Genomic DNA, 15849 nt, shown 5'->3' on the forward strand with positions numbered 1-15849 from the left:
AGCCGCGCGGCCGGTCCCGGACGGTCGACGCCGTCCCGTGGGCCCCGCGGCTGCCCGCGCTCCGGGTCAGTACGCCGAACCCGAGGCGCCCAGCGACCCCGTCGGGTGCCAGACCGTCTTGGTCTCCAGGAACGCCGTCATGCGGTCGATGCCGGGCGTCGCCGACCAGTCGTCCACAGGCTGTGGACGCAGGACGCGCTTGAGGTTGTCGGCTGCGGCGATCTCCAGCTCCTTCGCCAGGACGTCGTCCGCGCCGGCCAGATCGATCGCGTTGACGTCCTGGTGGGCGGCGAGGGGGGCCGCGATCTCCGCCGTACGGCCGGAGAGGACGTTGACGACGCCGCCGGGGACGTCGGAGGTGGCCAGCACCTCGCCGAGCGACAGCGCCGGGAGGGGGGACCTCTCGCTCGCGATCACGACCGCCGTGTTGCCGGTCGCGATCACCGGGGCCAGGACGGAGACCAGGCCCAGGAAGCTCGACTCCTGCGGCGCCAGGACCGTCACCACGCCCGTCGGTTCGGGGGAGGAGATGTTGAAGTACGGGCCCGCCACCGGGTTTCCGCCGCCGACCACCTGGGCGATCTTGTCGGTCCAGCCCGCGTACCAGACCCAGCGGTCGATGGTCGCCTCCACCAGGGCGGCGGCCTTCGACTTCGACAGGCCCTCGGCGTCGGCCACCTCGTGGACGAACTGGCTCTTGCGGCCCTCCAGCATCTCGGCGACGCGGTAGAGGACCTGGCCCCGGTTGTACGCCGTCGCGCCCGACCAGCCGCCGAACGCCTTGCGGGCGGCGACGACCGCGTCACGGGCGTCCTTGCGGGAGGAGAGCGGCGCGTTCGCCAGCCACTTGCCCTTTGCGTCGGTCACCTCGTACACCCGGCCGCTCTCGGAACGCGGGAACTTCCCGCCGACGTACAGCTTGTAGGTCTTGAAAACAGACAGGCGGTCAGACATCGAGGTACGCCTCCAGGCCGTGGCGGCCGCCCTCGCGGCCGAAGCCCGACTCCTTGTAGCCGCCGAACGGCGACGTCGGGTCGAACTTGTTGAACGTGTTGGACCAGACGACGCCCGCGCGGAGCTTGTTCGCGACGGCCAGGATCCGGGAGCCCTTCTCGGTCCAGATGCCCGCCGAGAGGCCGTACTGGGTGTTGTTGGCCTTGGCGACGGCCTCGTCCGGGGTGCGGAAGGTGAGGACGGAGAGGACAGGGCCGAAGATCTCGTCCCGCGCGATGGTGTGCGCCTGGCTGACGTTGGTGAACAGCGTCGGGGCGAACCAGTAGCCCGCGGAGGGGAGTTCGCAGGCGGGGGACCAGCGCTCGGCGCCCTCGGCCTCGCCGCGCTCGACGAGCGAGGTGATCCGGGTGAGCTGCTCCTCGGAGTTGATCGCCCCGATGTCGGTGTTCTTGTCGAGGGGGTCGCCGAGGCGGAGCGTCGACAGACGGCGCTTCAGGGAGTCGAGCAGCTCGTCCTGGATCGACTCCTGGACCAGGAGGCGGCTGCCCGCGCAGCAGACCTGGCCCTGGTTGAAGAAGATGCCGGTCACGATGCCCTCGACGGCCTGGTCGATGGGGGCGTCGTCGAAGACGATGTTCGCGCCCTTGCCGCCCAGTTCGAGCGTCAGCTTCTTGCGGGTGCCCGCGACCGTCCGCGCGATCTGCTTGCCGACCGCCGTGGAGCCCGTGAAGGCGACCTTGTTCACGTCCGGGTGCGCGACCAGGGCCGCGCCCGCGTCGCCGTAGCCGGGGAGGATGTTGACGACACCCTTCGGCAGGCCCGCCTGGCGGCAGATGTCCGCGAAGAACAGCGCCGACAGGGGAGTGGTCTCGGCCGGCTTCAGCACGACCGTGTTGCCCGTCGCGAGCGCCGGGGCGATCTTCCACGCCAGCATCAGGAGCGGGAAGTTCCAGGGGATGACCTGGCCCGCCACGCCGAGGGGGCGCGGGTCGGCGCCGAAGCCCGCGTGGTCGAGCTTGTCGGCCCAGCCGGCGTAGTAGAAGAAGTGCGCGGCGACCAGGGGGAGGTCGGCGTCCCGCGTCTCCTTGATGGGTTTGCCGTTGTCCAGGGTCTCCAGGACGGCCAGTTCGCGGCTGCGCTCCTGGATGATGCGGGCGATGCGGAAGAGGTACTTCGCACGCTCCGCGCCCGGCAGCGCGGACCACTTCTCGAAGGCCTTGCGGGCCGCCGCCACCGCGCGGTCCACGTCCGCCTCGCCCGCGCGGGCGATCTCGGAGAGGACCTCCTCGGAGGAGGGGCTGACCGTCTTGAAGACCTTGCCGTCGGCGGCCTCGGTGAACTCGCCGTCGATGAACAGGCCGTAGGAGGGGGCGATGTCCACGACCGCCCGGGACTCGGGGGCCGGTGCGTAGTCGAATGCGGAAGCCATGGGGATCAGTCCACCGTCACGTAGTCGGGGCCGGAGTAGCGGCCGGTGGCCAGCTTCTGGCGCTGCATCAGCAGGTCGTTGAGGAGCGAGGACGCGCCGAAGCGGAACCAGTGGTTGTCCAGCCAGTCCTCGCCCGCGGTCTCGTTGACCAGGACGAGGAACTTGATCGCGTCCTTGGTGGTGCGGATGCCGCCGGCGGGCTTCACACCGACCTGGACGCCGCTCTGGGCGCGGAAGTCGCGGACGGCCTCCAGCATCAGGAGGGTGTTGGCGGGGGTGGCGTTCACCGCGACCTTGCCGGTCGAGGTCTTGATGAAGTCCGCGCCCGCGAGCATGCCGAGCCAGCTGGCGCGGCGGATGTTGTCGTAGGTCGAGAGCTCGCCGGTCTCGAAGATGACCTTGAGCCGGGCCGAGGAGCCGCAGGCCTCCTTCACGGCGGTGATCTCGTCGTGGACCTTGAGGTAGTTCCCCGCGAGGAACGCGCCGCGGTCGATGACCATGTCGATCTCGTCGGCGCCGGCGGAGACGGCCTCGTGGACGTCGGCCAGCTTCACGGCGAGGGCGGCGCGCCCGGCCGGGAAGGCGGTGGCGACGGAGGCGACCTTGACGGTGGAGCCGGCGACGGCCGCCTTGGCGGTGGGGACCATGTCCGGATAGACGCAGACCGCGGCCGTCGAGGGGGCCGTGCGGTCACTGGGGTCGGGGAGGACCGCCTTGGCGCCGAGGGACCGGACCTTGCCCGGGGTGTCCGCGCCTTCCAGGGTCGTCAGATCGACCATGGAGATGGCCAGGTCGATGGCGTACGCCTTGGCGGTCGTCTTGATGGAACGGGTGCCGAGCGAGGCGGCGCGCGCCTCCAGGCCGACCGCGTCGACGCCGGGCAGCCCGTGGAGGAAGCGGCGCAGCGTGCTGTCGGACGCGGTGACGTCGGCGAGAGCGTGGGGTGCAGCTGTGGACATGGTCACCAGACGAGCATATCTACGCGCGTAGCAGGTGTACAGCCCCCGGATTGTTTGCGGTCGCCCGCGGGTCGGTCGCGCGGGCGGTGGAGTGCGTGGTCGCGCGGGCCGTGGGGGTGGGTGGTAGCGCGGGCGGTGGGGTGCGTGGTCGCGCGGGCCGTGGCCGGGTGGTCGTACGAACCGTGGGCGGGTGGTCGTGCGGCCGTCGGGTGAGCGGTCGGGGGCGGCGGGCGCGGTGCGGGCGGCGGTCGGCCGGTGGCGCGGTTCGTCGCTGCCGCGCGGGGGCGGGCGCGGGGCCGGGCCGCTCCAGCGCGTGCGGGGGCGGGCCGGGTGGGCTGCGAACAGTTCCTCCGGGGTGTCGGGCAGAATCGGACGTATGAGCACCTCGGATCAATCGTCGCCCGAGCCGGAGCACACCTCGGCGGCTCGCAGGCGGGCGAAGGCCGGCACGGCTTCGCAGACCCCGAAGGCCGAGCAGGCTCCGGCGCCGGCGGCGGCCCCCGCGTCGAAGCCCGCCGTGCCCGCGTACAAGGACCGGGTCTACCGGTCGCCCGCCGGGCTGATGGGCGGAGCGCTGCTGCTCGGGCTGTTCGCGTGGCTCGGCGGGGACGCGGTGGTGTCGGGGGAGGGGCGTACGCCCTGGCTGGCACTCGCGTCCATGCTGGTGGCCGTCCCCCTGGTGGTGGCCTTCTCGGTGCGCCCGGCCGTGTTCGCCAACGACGACCGGCTGCGGGTGCGCAATCCGTTCCGGGTGATCGAGCTGCCGTGGGCGAGCGTCGTGTCGCTGCGCTCCGGTTACACCAACGAGGTGATCGACCAGGGTGGTGCCAAGTACCAGCTCTGGGCGATCCCCGTCTCGCTGCGCGGCCGGAAGAAGGCCGCCCGGCATCAGGCCCGGGAGGCGCACCGGGCGGTCAAGGGCGGGAGCGCGGGACCGGCCGGACGGCCCGCGCGGGCGGAGACCGACCAGGTCATGGCCGATCTGCGGGAGCTGTGCGAGGCGCGGGCGAAGGCGCTCGGGTCGCAGGGCGAGCCGAGCGTGCGGTGGGCCTGGGAGGTCGTGGCGCCCGCGGTGGCGGGTGCCGTACTGCTGCTGGTGCTGATCGCGACCGGGTGACCGGCCCGCGGGCCGGACTTCCGGCCGGGGCCGGACTTCCGGCGGCCGGTGGGAGGAGGCGGCCGGCGGGAGGAAGCGGCCGGTACCGCTGCGGCCGACCCCCCCGAACGCCATCCCCGGGTCTCGGCCCGGGGCGCGCTCGTCCCGGGAGGTGTCCGCGGAGTGTGAGGGCGCCCGGGGTCGGAGGCTTCCCGGATCGGCTTCTGGCATCTGTTCTATGGTGGCGGGAAACGCGCCGGACGCGACGTCCGGGAAGCGCGCGACGGTCCAACGCCCGGCCGATCCGGGTGGGTTGGTCCGGAACGTGCCCGTGCGTCCCGCCTTCACAGCTTGGTCCCACCCGGATCGCGTCGGATCGCGCGCGACGAACGGCGTAACCACGACGGCGGCCGGAGTGTCCACGAACCGATGACCACGAACCTTGAGCCCCGCCCGCAGGCCGGGCCCGCCGTGCCGCGCCCGCTGCCCCCGACCGCCGTGCCCGAGGGCTGCGTCGCCTGGAGCGGGGACAAGCTGGAGGCATGGGCCCGGACCCGGCCGCCCGTGTGGGTGCCGGCCCGGACCCGCCCCCTGCATCTGCTCGCCGTGGTCCCGGGCGGCCTCGTCATCGGCTTCTGGCTGGCGAACTTCGCGGAGATCCCCGCCGCCCTCGCCGTGCTGGTCCCCCTGCAACTGGTGTGGACCCTGGTCAGGCCCGAGGTCGTACGGTTCTCGGCGCCCCTGCTCATGCTCCTGCTGGCCTGGCGCGGGGGATCGCACGACGTGCCGACCCTGCTGGGCCTCACCGCCCTGACCTTCACCTGGGCCGCCGCCGAGATCCGGCTGAGCAAGCGCGGGCTGCAGCGGCAGTGGGCCGTGGCGGCCGCCGAGGGTGCGACCGCCACCGTGCCGGACGGGGCGGGGCCGGCGCGGCGCGGCCGGTTCCTCATGGGGGCCGGGCTCCTTCTGGCCCTGCTCGGCGCGGGACTGCTCACCCTTGTCTCCGGCCGGGACGGCGCCACCGACCGGGACGGGGTCACGCTCGTCGGCTGGTTCGTCGTCGGCTGGGGGCTCACCGCGCTGCTCTCCGGATGGCTGGGCCGCCGCCGCGCCGCCACGCTGCGACGTGCTCCCGTGCCGGTGCTGCGGGTGCTCGTGCGCGACGGCGCCGACGGGGACGCGGAGGTCTTCGCCGCCGACGACGTGGAGGCGCGGCGACCGCTGTTCACCGTCGCGGCCGAGGAGTGGTACGACGACGGCGAGGAGGAGTCCGAGGAGGACGACGCCTCCGAGGGAGCCGCGGAGCGGGACGAGCGGGACGAACTCCTCGACGCGATCGAGTTCGCCGACGATGACGACGGGCAGCCCGGCCCCCTGCGCGAGGCCGTGCTGTACGGGCCGCCCCACGAGGGCGCCGAGATCGTGATCGTCAGCGCGGCGGAGAGGCCGGACGCGCCCGAGGAGCCGGACGCGCCCGAGCAACTGGACGGGTCCGAGCAGCTGGACGGGTCCGAGGGGCAGCCGGACCTGCGGAAGCCGGAGGAGCGGGACGGCACGGACACGGCCGGGAGCGGGGCGCCGACGGAACTCGTCGTCGAGTCGTCCAGCGGCCCGGTGCGCCCCCTGTCCGCCCGCGCCGTGCGGCGCCGGGGCGCCGCGCAGCGGGCCAGGGCCAGGCGGAGCGCGGTCCACGAGGAGCTGCGGGCCACCGCCGCCGCCCGGAGCAGGCAGCGGCTGGGCGACGAGCCGGTACCCGTACGACGCTGGCGGGCGGGTTGGGCCGACGGGGCCGCCGCTCTCCTGACGATCGTCGTGGTCGCGGCCATCGGGCTGTACGCGGACGGCCTGGTGTGGTCCGTCCTCGCAGGTCTGGTCGGCCTCTTCGGCGTCCTGACGCTGCCCCAGCAGCTGGCCTGGCGCATCACCGCCGACCGCGCGGGCCTCTGGCTGAGCGGCTGGCGCCGGGACCGGCACATCGAGTGGGACGACCTCATGACGGTCCGGTGCGCCGGTGCGGTACTGACGGTGGACAGCCGCCAGGAGTCGTTCACGCCCTGGTCCGTGCGGTCGGAACGCTGGCGCCGACTGGAGCGGAAGCTGCGCCTGGTCCATCCCTACGAGCGGACCGCGGCCGAGATCACCGCCATGTGGCGGGAGCCCGCGCTGCGGCCCGAGGGGGAGTACCCGGGCCGGGGGATGCCGTTGTGGCCGCTGGGCGTGGTGCTGGCCGTGGCCTGGGCGGCGGTGCTGGTGCTGGCGCCGTAGGGCGGTGGCGCGGCCGGATCGCCGGGTGAGAACGGCGCGGGGCCCCGGCTGGTGATCCAGCCGGGGCCCCGTCACACGTCGGCCATCAGATGCCGGCCGCCGCCGACAGGTCCCGCTTGATCCCGGCCAGCAGGTCGGTCGCCTTCGCGCGGGCCGCCGGGAGACCGGCGTGGTCGGCCACCGGCACCACGACCTCCAGGTAGCACTTCAGCTTGGGCTCGGTGCCGCTCGGGCGGACGATCACACGGGCGCCGTCGAGGGTGTACCGCAGGCCGTCCGTGGGCGGAAGGCTGTCGGTGCCCCGGGTGAGGTCCTCGGCCGTGGTGACGGCGAGGCCCGCGAGGGTGGTCGGGGGCCGCTCACGGAGCCGCTCCATGGCTCGGGCGATGACCGACAGATCCTCGACGCGGACCGAGAGCTGGTCGGTGGCGTGCAGGCCGTGCTCGACGGCGAGGTCGTCCAGCAGGTCGGGGAGGGTGCGGCCCTCCTCCTTCAGCCGCGAGGCGAGTTCCGTGATGAGGAGGGCCGCCGTGATGCCATCCTTGTCCCGGACGCCCTCGGGGTCGACGCAGTAGCCGAGGGCCTCCTCGTAGCCGTAGCGCAGGCCCTCGACGCGGGCGATCCACTTGAAGCCGGTGAGGGTCTCCTCGTGGGGCAGGCCCGCCTTCTCGGCGATACGGCCGAGGAGCGAGGAGGAGACGATCGACTCGGCGAAGGTGCCCTGGACGCCGCGCGCGACCAGGTGGGCGGCGAGGAGCGCGCCCACCTCGTCGCCCCGCAGCATCCGCCAGTCGGCGCCGTCCCGGACCGCCGCGGCGCAGCGGTCGGCGTCCGGGTCGTTCGCGACGATCAGGTCGGGGTCCGTCTCGCGGGCCTTCGCGAAGGCGAGGTCCATCGCCCCGGGCTCCTCCGGGTTGGGGAAGGCGACCGTCGGGAACTCCGGGTCCGGATCCGCCTGCTCGGCGACCAGGACGGGCTCCGGGAAGCCCGCGCGGGCGAACGCCGCCAGCAGGGTTTCCTTTCCGACACCGTGCATGGCCGTGTAGACCGTGCGGGCGGTGCGGGGGGAACCGGGCGAGAGGACCGCGTCCGTACGGGCCAGGTACGCGTCCAGGACGCTGTCGTCGAGGGTCTGCCAGCCGGTGTCGGGGCGGGGGACGTCGTCCAGGGACCGTACGGCGTCGATCTCGGCCGCGATCCCGGCATCGGCCGGGGGCACGATCTGGGAGCCGTCGCCCAGGTAGACCTTGTAGCCGTTGTCGCGGGGCGGGTTGTGGCTGGCCGTGACCTCCACGCCGGCGACAGCGCCCAGGTGCCTTATGGCGAAGGCCAGGACGGGCGTGGGCAGCGGGCGGGGTAGGACGGCCGCGCGCAGGCCCGCGCCGGTCATCACGGCGGCCGTGTCGCGGGCGAAGTCGGCGGACTTGTGCCGGGCGTCGTAGCCGATGACGACGAGGCCGCCGCCCGCGCCCTGCTTGGTCAGGTACGCGGCGAGGCCCGCGGCGGCGCGGATGACGACCGAGCGGTTCATGCGCATGGGGCCGGCGCCGAGTTCGCCGCGCAGGCCCGCGGTGCCGAACTGGAGGGTGCCGGAGAAACGGGCGGTCAGCTCCGCCGTGTCCGCCGCGTCGATCAGCCCGCCGAGTTCGTCCCGGGTGTCCGGATCGGGGTCCTCGGCCAGCCACGCCTTGGCGCGGGCGATCAGGTCGTCGTGCACGGGGGTCAACCTCTCGTGTCGTTCTTTGTCCGTGGGTGCGTTCGATTGTCCCGGAGGGGGTGCGTTGTCGGGTGCGGGTGGGTGGGGGCTGGTCGCGCGGTTCCCCGCGCCGCGCCCCTGAAAAGCAGGGGCTGGGCCCCCTGTGCCTTCGGCCCCGAAAGGGCCATGGGCCCTCAAGGGACGCGGGGAACCGCGCGAGAAGCCCCACCCACCCGCACCCGCCGATGAACCCGCGGCCCCGAGCCGTATCGCGCTACAGCCGACCGAGCACCCGCGTCAGCAGCTCACCCATCCGCGTCGCCGAGTCGCGGCCCGCCTGGAGGACCTCTTCGTGGTTCAGGGGCTCGCCCGTCATGCCGGCCGCCAGGTTGGTCACCAGCGAGATGCCCAGGATCTCGGCACCGGCCTCGCGCGCGGCGATGGCCTCCAGGACCGTGGACATGCCGACCAGGTCCGCGCCGATCACACGGGCCATCCGGATCTCCGCCGGGGTCTCGTAGTGGGGGCCCGTGAACTGCGCGTAGACGCCCTCCTCCAGCGAGGGGTCGATCTCCTTGCACAGGGCGCGCAGACGCGGGGAGTACAGGTCCGTGAGGTCGACGAAGTTCGCGCCGACGATCGGCGACGTCGCCGTCAGGTTGAGGTGGTCGCTGATCAGGACCGGCTGGCCGGGACGCATGCCCTCACGGAGACCGCCGCAGCCGTTGGTGAGGACGATCGTCTTCACCCCGGCTGCGACGGCGGTACGGACGCCGTGCGCCACCGCGGCGACACCGCGGCCCTCGTAGTAGTGGGTGCGGCCCAGGAAGACGAGCGCCCGCTTGCCGCCGATCCGGTACGAGCGGACCTTGCCGCCGTGGCCCTCGACCGCCGGCGGCGGGAAGCCGGGCAGCTCGGTGACCTGGAACTCGGCCTCGGGGGCGCCGAGCGCGTCCACGGCCGGGGCCCAGCCGGAGCCCATCACAAGCGCGACGTCGTGGGTCTCGGCGCCCGTCAGCTCGCGCAGGCGCGCGGCGGCGGCGTCGGCGGCGGCGTACGGGTCGCCCTGGATGTCGTCCGGAAGAAGAGATGCGTTCACGCGACGAGGGTATCCGGTTTGGGCCTACGCGCGTAGATGACGAGGCGCTCCGGATCGGGATCGTTGCCTTGTCGTTTCCAACGGCGGGACCGGGCGCGGGACCGGCTCCGCGGCCCCCGGCCACTCGCTCAGCAGGGGCGTTTGCGCAGTTCCATCACGTAGTCGTGGGGTGCGCCCGCCGACTCCGCCGCGTCCGCCACCTCGCCCAGGTAGCGGGCCGAGGGCAGCCCGCCCTCGTAGCCGTTGAGGACGTAGACCCAGGCCGGCTCCTCGCCGTCCAGGGTGTGGACGCGGACGCGCATCCGGCGGTATATGTCCAGGCCGACGCCGACCCAGCGGTCCATCGCGTCCTCGTCCATGGGGGCGATGTCGTACAGCGCCACGAAGACCTGGGAGCGCGGTGCCTCCACGACCGTGGCCAGCGCGCCCTCCCAGCCCATGTGCTCGCCGCCGAAGGTCAGCCGCCAGTCGTTCAGCCAGCCGGTTGCGCGCTGCGGGGAGTGGGGGGCGCGGCGGGACATCAGACGCGAGTCCAGGTTGCCGGCGTAGGCGGCGTAGAGCGACATGGGGAGAGGGTACGGGAGCGCTCCGCTCGGGGGGCCGGGCGCCTGATGGGGCGGGGGGTGCCTGTGGTTCGGCGGGTGCGGGTCGGTTGTGGCTGGTCGCGCGGTTCCCCGCGCCCCGTGCGGGGCGCCCCGCACCCCGGGGGCGTGCGACCCGCGTCCGTACGGGACAATGGGGTACGTGACTCGGATCGTGATCATCGGTGGCGGACCCGGCGGCTATGAGGCGGCGCTGGTGGCCGCGCAGCTCGGCGCGGAGGTGACCGTCGTGGACTGCGACGGTCTGGGCGGGGCGTCGGTGCTGACCGACTGCGTGCCGTCGAAGACCCTCATCGCGACGGCCGAGGTGATGACCACCTTCGACTCCTCCTACGAGGAGCTGGGGATCATCGTCGCCGACGACACTCCCCACATCGACACGCCCGCGCGTGTCGTCGGGGTCGACCTCGGCAAGGTCAACCGGCGTGTGAAGCGGCTCGCGCTGGCGCAGTCGCACGACATCACGGCGTCCGTGACGCGCGCCGGCGCGCGGGTGATGCGCGGGCGCGGCCGGCTGCAGGGGCAGCAGGATCTCGACGGGTCGCGCAAGGTCGTGGTGCGCGCCGCCGACGGGTCCGAGGAGACGCTCACCGCCGACGCGGTGCTCATCGCCACCGGCGCCCATCCGCGCGAGGTGCCCGACGCGCAGCCCGACGGCGAGCGCATCCTCAACTGGACGCAGGTCTACGACCTCGACGAACTTCCCGAGGAACTGATCGTCGTCGGGTCCGGTGTCACCGGTGCCGAGTTCGCCGGCGCGTACCAGGCGCTGGGGTCCCGCGTCACGCTCGTCTCCAGCCGCGACCGCGTCCTGCCGGGCGAGGACCCGGACGCCGCCGCCGTCCTGGAGGACGTGTTCCGGCGGCGCGGGATGAACGTCATGGCGCGCTCCCGGGCCCAGTCCGCCAAACGGGTGGGCGACCGGGTCGAGGTGACGCTCGCGGACGGGCGGGTCATCAGCGGCTCGCACTGTCTGATGGCCGTCGGCGCCATCCCCAACAGCGCGGGCATGGGCCTGGAGGAGGCCGGGGTCAAGGTCAAGGACTCCGGGCACATCTGGACCGACAAGGTCTCCCGGACGAGTGCGCCCGGCGTGTACGCCGCCGGTGACGTGACCGGTGTCTTCGCGCTCGCCTCCGTGGCCGCCATGCAGGGCCGTATCGCCATGTACCACTTCCTCGGCGACGCGGTGGCCCCGCTGAACCTGAAGACCGTCTCGTCCAACGTCTTCACCGACCCCGAGATCGCCACCGTCGGCTACACCCAGGCCGACCTGGACACCGGGGTCATCGAGGCCGTCGGGGTGAAGCTGCCGCTGCTGCGCAACCCGCGCGCCAAGATGCAGGGCATCCGGGACGGCTTCGTCAAGATCTTCTGCCGTCCGGGCACCGGCATCGTCGTGGGCGGTGTCGTGGTCGCCCCGCGTGCCTCGGAGCTGATCCACCCCATCTCGATCGCGGTCGACAACAACCTGACCGTCGAACAGATCGCGAACGCCTTCACCGTGTACCCGTCCCTGTCGGGTTCGATCGCCGAGGTGGCGCGCCAGCTCCACACGCGAAAGGCCGGCGGCGTCTGACAGGTGCTCCGGCGGTCGCCGGACGGGCCGCACCGGAGCGGCCTGTCCGGCACATTCCGTCCCGGATGGCCCCTATATCACTCCTCGCCCCACCCTGCGAACAACTTCTGCTATTCGGCGCAAACTGCTGAAAGCAGATGGTCGTTGGCGTTACTGTCAGTTTCGTGTTCGCTGCAGAACGTCGCCAATTGATCCTCGAAATGGTGCGGGCCAATGGAGCCGTGTCGCTCCGTGAGCTCGCCCGCGTCGTCCAGACCTCCGAAGTGACCGTACGGCGGGACGTGCGCGCTCTGGAGGCAGAAGGGCTCCTCGACCGCCGGCACGGCGGTGCGGTACTGCCGGGCGGGTTCACGCGAGAGTCCGGCTTTCCGCAGAAGTCTCATCTCGCGACCGCCGAGAAGACGGCCATCGCCGACCTCGCCGCGAGCTTCGTCGAAGAAGGCGAGGCCATCGTGGTCGGGGCGGGGACCACCACGCAGGAGCTGGCACGCCGGCTCGCGCGGGTCCCCGGGCTGACCGTCGTCACCAACTCCCTGCTGGTGGCCCAGGCGCTGGCCCATGCCAACCGTGTGGAGGTCGTGATGACCGGCGGCACCCTGCGCGGTTCCAACTACGCCCTGGTCGGCTCCGGCGCCGAGCAGTCCCTCCAGGGGCTGCGCGTGTCCAAGGCCTTCCTCTCCGGGAGCGGACTGACCGCAGAGCGCGGCCTGTCCACGTCCAACATGCTGTCGGCCTCGGTCGACCGCGCGCTGGTCCAGGCCGCCGCCGAGGTCGTCGTCCTCGCCGATCACACCAAGCTCGGCACCGACACGATGTTCCAGACGGTGCCGACCGATGTGGTCACCCGGCTGGTCACCGACGACCCGCCCGGCCACGACGACCGCGCGGTCACCGAGCTGCAGGCCCTGGCCGATCAGGGTGTGCAGATCTCCGTGGCCGGAGCGGCGGGCGGCGGTGCCGGCGGCGATCCCGTCCCGGCGCGCCCCTCGCGCCGGGACGTGCCCCTTCCGGGTCCTCGCCGCAACCAGGTCCACGGCACCGCGCCGCAGTTGCGCACCGCCACGGTCCTGGGGGACCAGCCGCCGGTCGGTGAACGGGAGCGGGAGAGGGCGGCGCGGGTCGCGGACCTGCGGCGCCGGTAGGGGCCTGCCGTACGCGCATGTGGCACCGCGTGTACGTCGCAGGCGGGTCCCGCCTGCCTCCGGGTGATGCCGCACGTCGTCCGGCGGGCCTCTCGAACGGTCCGGTGGCGGCGCCCCGTCACGCCGCTCTCCCCGCGCCGCTTCGGCGCCGGGCGGCGGGTCGGTAGGGGCCGTAGGGCCGTCAGGGTTTCAGGCCGCGCAGGGTGAGCGTCAGCAGACGGTCGGCCAGGTCCGGGTCGTCCGGGGTCTCCTCGGCCGCCAGCGCGATCGCGTGGGTGAGCTGGAGCAGGTCACCGATCGACACGTCCTCGCGCACCGTGTGGGCCCGTTGCGCCCGCCGGAGCAGGGCGGTGCCCGCCTCCCGGATGGGGGCGCAGCACCGGGCCAGGTCCGAGGTGTTCTCGTCCGCGGCCCGGGAGTCCGCGTACGAGACCGTCATCAGGGCCTGGGCCAGACCTCGGTATTCGCCCGCATGGGTGATGATGTCGCGCAGCCAGGAGACGAGTGCGGTGCAGGGCTGGGCCGCGTCGAGTTGCTCGCGGGCCCGGGCCAGCAGGTCGCCGACGGCCTCCTCGAAGACCGCGCCGAGGAGGGCCTGGCGGTTGGGGAAGTGGCGGTACAGGGTGCCGATGCCCACGTCCGCGCGGCGGGCGATGTCCTCCAGCGAGGCGGACGTCCCGTGGGCCGCGAAGGCGAGACGGGCCTCCGTGAGCAGGCGGTCGCGGTTGCGGCGGGCGTCGGCCCGCATCGGGCGGGCCCCTGCGGGGGTCTCCGCCGAAGCCTGGGCCGGGGTGGGGCTCACGGTGGTTCCACCTGCTCTCTGCGCTGAGGGGATGTTCAGCCTAAGAGCTCGGGTGAGCGCGGGAGTTGCGCGGGTGCCGGTCCTGCGGGGCTGGTCGCGCGGTTCCCCGCGCCCCAATGAGGGGGCGCGGGGACACGGCTGTTCGCGTGGTGCCGGACGGATCAGTCCTTGATCTCGCAGATGGCGGCGCCGGAGGTGATGGAGGCGCCGACCTCCGCGGAGAGGCCCTTGACCGTGCCGGAGCGGTGGGCGTTGAGAGGCTGTTCCATCTTCATGGCCTCCAGGACGACGATCAGGTCGCCTTCCTTGACCTCCTGGCCCTCCTCGACGGCGACCTTGACGATGGTGCCCTGCATCGGGGAGGCGAGGGTGTCGCCGGAGGCCGCCGGGCCGGACTTCTTCGCCGCGCGGCGCTTGGGCTTGGCACCGGCCGCCAGACCGGTGCGGGCCAGGGTCATGCCCAGGGCGGCCGGGAGGGAGACCTCCAGGCGCTTGCCGCCGACCTCGACGACGATGGTCTCGCGGTCGGTTTCGTCCTCGGCCTCGGTGTCGGCCGGGGCCGCGAAGGGCTTGATGTCGTTGACGAACTCGGTCTCGATCCAGCGGGTGTGGACCGTGAACGGGTCCGTGGAGCCGGTCAGCTCGGGGCCGAACGCCGGGTCCCTGACGACCGCGCGGTGGAAGGGGATCGCGGTGGCCATGCCCTCGACGGTGAACTCGTCCAGGGCGCGGGCGGCGCGCTGCAGGGCCTGCTGACGGGTGGCGCCGGTGACGATCAGCTTGGCCAGCAGGGAGTCCCAGGCCGGGCCGATCACGCTGCCGGACTCCACGCCCGCGTCCAGGCGGACGCCGGGGCCGGTGGGCGCGGTGAAGGTGGTGACGGTGCCGGGGGCGGGCAGGAAGCCGCGGCCCGGGTCCTCGCCGTTGATGCGGAACTCGAAGGAGTGGCCGCGCAGCGGCGGGTCGTCGTAGCCGAGCGCCTCGCCGTCGGCGATGCGGAACATCTCGCGGACCAGGTCGATACCGGTGACCTCCTCGGTGACCGGGTGCTCGACCTGCAGACGGGTGTTGACCTCCAGGAAGGAGATCGTGCCGTCCAGGCCCACCAGGAACTCCACCGTGCCGGCGCCGACGTAGCCGGCCTCCTTGAGGATCGCCTTCGACGCCGCGTACAGCTGCTCGTTCTGCGCCTCGGACAGGAAGGGGGCCGGGGCCTCCTCGACGAGCTTCTGGTGGCGGCGCTGCAGCGAGCAGTCACGGGTGGAGACCACGACCACGTTGCCGTGGGAGTCGGCCAGGCACTGCGTCTCCACGTGGCGGGGCTTGTCGAGGTAGCGCTCCACGAAGCACTCGCCCCGCCCGAACGCGGCCACGGCCTCGCGGACGGCGGAGTCGTACAGCTCCGGGACCTCCTCCAGGGTGCGGGCGACCTTCAGACCACGCCCGCCGCCACCGAAGGCCGCCTTGATCGCGATCGGCAGACCGTGCTCCCGGGCGAACGCCACGACCTCCTCGGCCCCCGAGACGGGATCGGGCGTGCCCGCGACCAGCGGCGCACCGGCGCGCTGGGCGATGTGCCGGGCCGCCACCTTGTCACCCAGGTCGCGGATCGCCTGCGGGGGCGGACCGATCCAGATCAGGCCCGCGTCCAGGACCGCCTGGGCGAACTCCGCGTTCTCCGAGAGGAAGCCGTAGCCGGGGTGGACCGCGTCGGCTTCGGCGTCCTTCGCCGCCTGGAGGACCTTGCCCATGTCCAGGTAGCTGGTCGCCGGCGAGTCACCGCCCAGGGCGAACGCCTCGTCCGCGGCCCGCACATGCAGCGCGTCCCGGTCCGGATCGGCGTACACGGCCACGCTCGCGATCCCGGCGTCCCGGCACGCCCGGGCGACGCGGACAGCGATTTCGCCTCGGTTGGCGATCAACACCTTGCGCACGATGGCTCCCTCTCCTTGAAACAAGCCGAGTTTAGGGACTGCCGACACGGCGTTTCGACCCGTCCACAATGGTGAGCTTGCCCACACGGAGCGTGAAACGAGGCTCACTCAACCTGCGAAATCCCTTGTCGCACAGCATTGCGCAGGTCTCCATGCGGAAACCCTAGCCCTCTGATGTGGTCAAGGTCTCTGTGCGGCCGCGCTGCGCCCGGTTGGGATTCTTTGTGGAGTCCCTACTAATGGCCCAACGATTCTTTGCTCTCGTGAGAACCCTTGTCCCGGGGTTTACCCG

The 15849-nt window shown here is 72.9% G+C and carries 12 protein-coding genes; 4 read left to right on the top strand and 8 right to left on the bottom strand.

Annotation, left to right across the window (positions count from 1 at the left end; translation table 11 throughout):
- Positions 1 to 66: 66 nt before the first annotated feature.
- From STRBO_RS0105745 to deoC, 3 genes are read right to left on the bottom strand one after another with little or no spacing between them, the layout of a single operon-like run.
- A complete protein-coding gene (locus STRBO_RS0105745; RefSeq protein ID WP_005480924.1) occupies positions 67 to 954 on the bottom strand; it encodes an aldehyde dehydrogenase family protein in 888 nt (295 codons plus the stop codon).
- On the bottom strand, positions 947 to 2383 hold the full coding sequence (locus tag STRBO_RS0105750; RefSeq protein WP_005480923.1) for an aldehyde dehydrogenase family protein: 1437 nt from the start codon (positions 2381 to 2383) through the stop codon (positions 947 to 949). Before STRBO_RS0105750 ends, STRBO_RS0105745 begins: the two co-directional genes overlap by 8 nt.
- Before the next feature lie 5 nt (positions 2384 to 2388).
- Positions 2389 to 3342: a deoxyribose-phosphate aldolase gene (gene deoC / locus STRBO_RS0105755; RefSeq protein WP_020113907.1), complete on the bottom strand. Its 954-nt coding sequence runs from the start codon at positions 3340 to 3342 to the stop codon at positions 2389 to 2391.
- 376 nt (positions 3343 to 3718) lie between these two features.
- Between deoC and STRBO_RS0105765 the strand changes: the two genes are divergently transcribed.
- Positions 3719 to 4459 (top strand): PH domain-containing protein, encoded by a 741-nt coding sequence (locus STRBO_RS0105765; protein WP_381234697.1) that lies wholly within the window; start codon positions 3719 to 3721, stop codon positions 4457 to 4459.
- 408 nt (positions 4460 to 4867) lie between these two features.
- On the top strand, positions 4868 to 6703 hold the full coding sequence (locus tag STRBO_RS0105770; RefSeq protein WP_005480917.1) for a hypothetical protein: 1836 nt from the start codon (positions 4868 to 4870) through the stop codon (positions 6701 to 6703).
- Positions 6704 to 6788: 85 nt separating this feature from the next.
- Here STRBO_RS0105770 and STRBO_RS0105775 read toward each other — a convergent pair whose 3' ends face one another.
- The 3 genes from STRBO_RS0105775 to STRBO_RS0105785 all read right to left on the bottom strand — a co-directional run bounded on the left by STRBO_RS0105775 (position 6789) and on the right by STRBO_RS0105785 (position 10064).
- Positions 6789 to 8420: a phospho-sugar mutase gene (locus STRBO_RS0105775; protein WP_005480916.1), complete on the bottom strand. Its 1632-nt coding sequence runs from the start codon at positions 8418 to 8420 to the stop codon at positions 6789 to 6791.
- 253 nt (positions 8421 to 8673) lie between these two features.
- The gene (locus tag STRBO_RS0105780; protein ID WP_005480915.1) at positions 8674 to 9498 is read right to left on the bottom strand and encodes a purine-nucleoside phosphorylase; all 825 of its coding nucleotides are present in this window, start codon (positions 9496 to 9498) and stop codon (positions 8674 to 8676) included.
- A gap of 128 nt (positions 9499 to 9626) precedes the next feature.
- Positions 9627 to 10064, bottom strand: coding sequence for a gamma-glutamylcyclotransferase family protein (locus tag STRBO_RS0105785; RefSeq protein WP_005480914.1), 438 nt, complete (start codon positions 10062 to 10064; stop codon positions 9627 to 9629).
- Positions 10065 to 10233: 169 nt separating this feature from the next.
- Here STRBO_RS0105785 and STRBO_RS0105790 point away from each other — a divergent pair, with 169 nt between their 5' ends.
- Positions 10234 to 11679, top strand: a complete 1446-nt coding sequence (locus STRBO_RS0105790; RefSeq protein WP_005480913.1) for an NAD(P)H-quinone dehydrogenase — start codon at positions 10234 to 10236, stop codon at positions 11677 to 11679.
- A gap of 137 nt (positions 11680 to 11816) precedes the next feature.
- A complete protein-coding gene (locus tag STRBO_RS0105795; protein ID WP_005480912.1) occupies positions 11817 to 12821 on the top strand; it encodes a DeoR/GlpR family DNA-binding transcription regulator in 1005 nt (334 codons plus the stop codon).
- Between the two features lie 181 nt (positions 12822 to 13002).
- Here STRBO_RS0105795 and STRBO_RS0105800 read toward each other — a convergent pair whose 3' ends face one another.
- Together STRBO_RS0105800 and STRBO_RS0105805 are read right to left on the bottom strand one after the other, a co-directional pair.
- A complete protein-coding gene (locus STRBO_RS0105800; RefSeq protein ID WP_005480911.1) occupies positions 13003 to 13569 on the bottom strand; it encodes a TetR/AcrR family transcriptional regulator in 567 nt (188 codons plus the stop codon).
- A 215-nt stretch (positions 13570 to 13784) separates the two neighbouring features.
- The gene (locus tag STRBO_RS0105805) at positions 13785 to 15557 is read right to left on the bottom strand and encodes an acetyl/propionyl/methylcrotonyl-CoA carboxylase subunit alpha (RefSeq protein WP_005480909.1); all 1773 of its coding nucleotides are present in this window, start codon (positions 15555 to 15557) and stop codon (positions 13785 to 13787) included.
- Positions 15558 to 15849: the final 292 nt, after the last annotated feature.

The organism is Streptomyces bottropensis ATCC 25435 (genome assembly GCF_000383595.1).
Lineage (GTDB): Bacteria > Actinomycetota > Actinomycetes > Streptomycetales > Streptomycetaceae > Streptomyces > Streptomyces bottropensis.

What these genes read in the sequence shown, in the direction of transcription:
- STRBO_RS0105745 (WP_005480924.1), bottom strand. Translation starts at nt 954, where the DNA reads ATGTCTGACCGCCTGTCTGTTTTCAAGACCTACAAGCTGTACGTCGGC.
- STRBO_RS0105750 (WP_005480923.1), bottom strand. Translation starts at nt 2,383, where the DNA reads ATGGCTTCCGCATTCGACTACGCACCGGCCCCCGAGTCCCGGGCGGTC.
- deoC (WP_020113907.1), bottom strand. Translation starts at nt 3,342, where the DNA reads ATGTCCACAGCTGCACCCCACGCTCTCGCCGACGTCACCGCGTCCGAC.
- STRBO_RS0105765 (WP_381234697.1), top strand. Translation starts at nt 3,719, where the DNA reads ATGAGCACCTCGGATCAATCGTCGCCCGAGCCGGAGCACACCTCGGCG.
- STRBO_RS0105770 (WP_005480917.1), top strand. Translation starts at nt 4,868, where the DNA reads ATGACCACGAACCTTGAGCCCCGCCCGCAGGCCGGGCCCGCCGTGCCG.
- STRBO_RS0105785 (WP_005480914.1), bottom strand. Translation starts at nt 10,064, where the DNA reads ATGTCGCTCTACGCCGCCTACGCCGGCAACCTGGACTCGCGTCTGATG.
- STRBO_RS0105790 (WP_005480913.1), top strand. Translation starts at nt 10,234, where the DNA reads ATGGGGTACGTGACTCGGATCGTGATCATCGGTGGCGGACCCGGCGGC.
- STRBO_RS0105795 (WP_005480912.1), top strand. Translation starts at nt 11,817, where the DNA reads ATGGTCGTTGGCGTTACTGTCAGTTTCGTGTTCGCTGCAGAACGTCGC.
- STRBO_RS0105800 (WP_005480911.1), bottom strand. Translation starts at nt 13,569, where the DNA reads ATGCGGGCCGACGCCCGCCGCAACCGCGACCGCCTGCTCACGGAGGCC.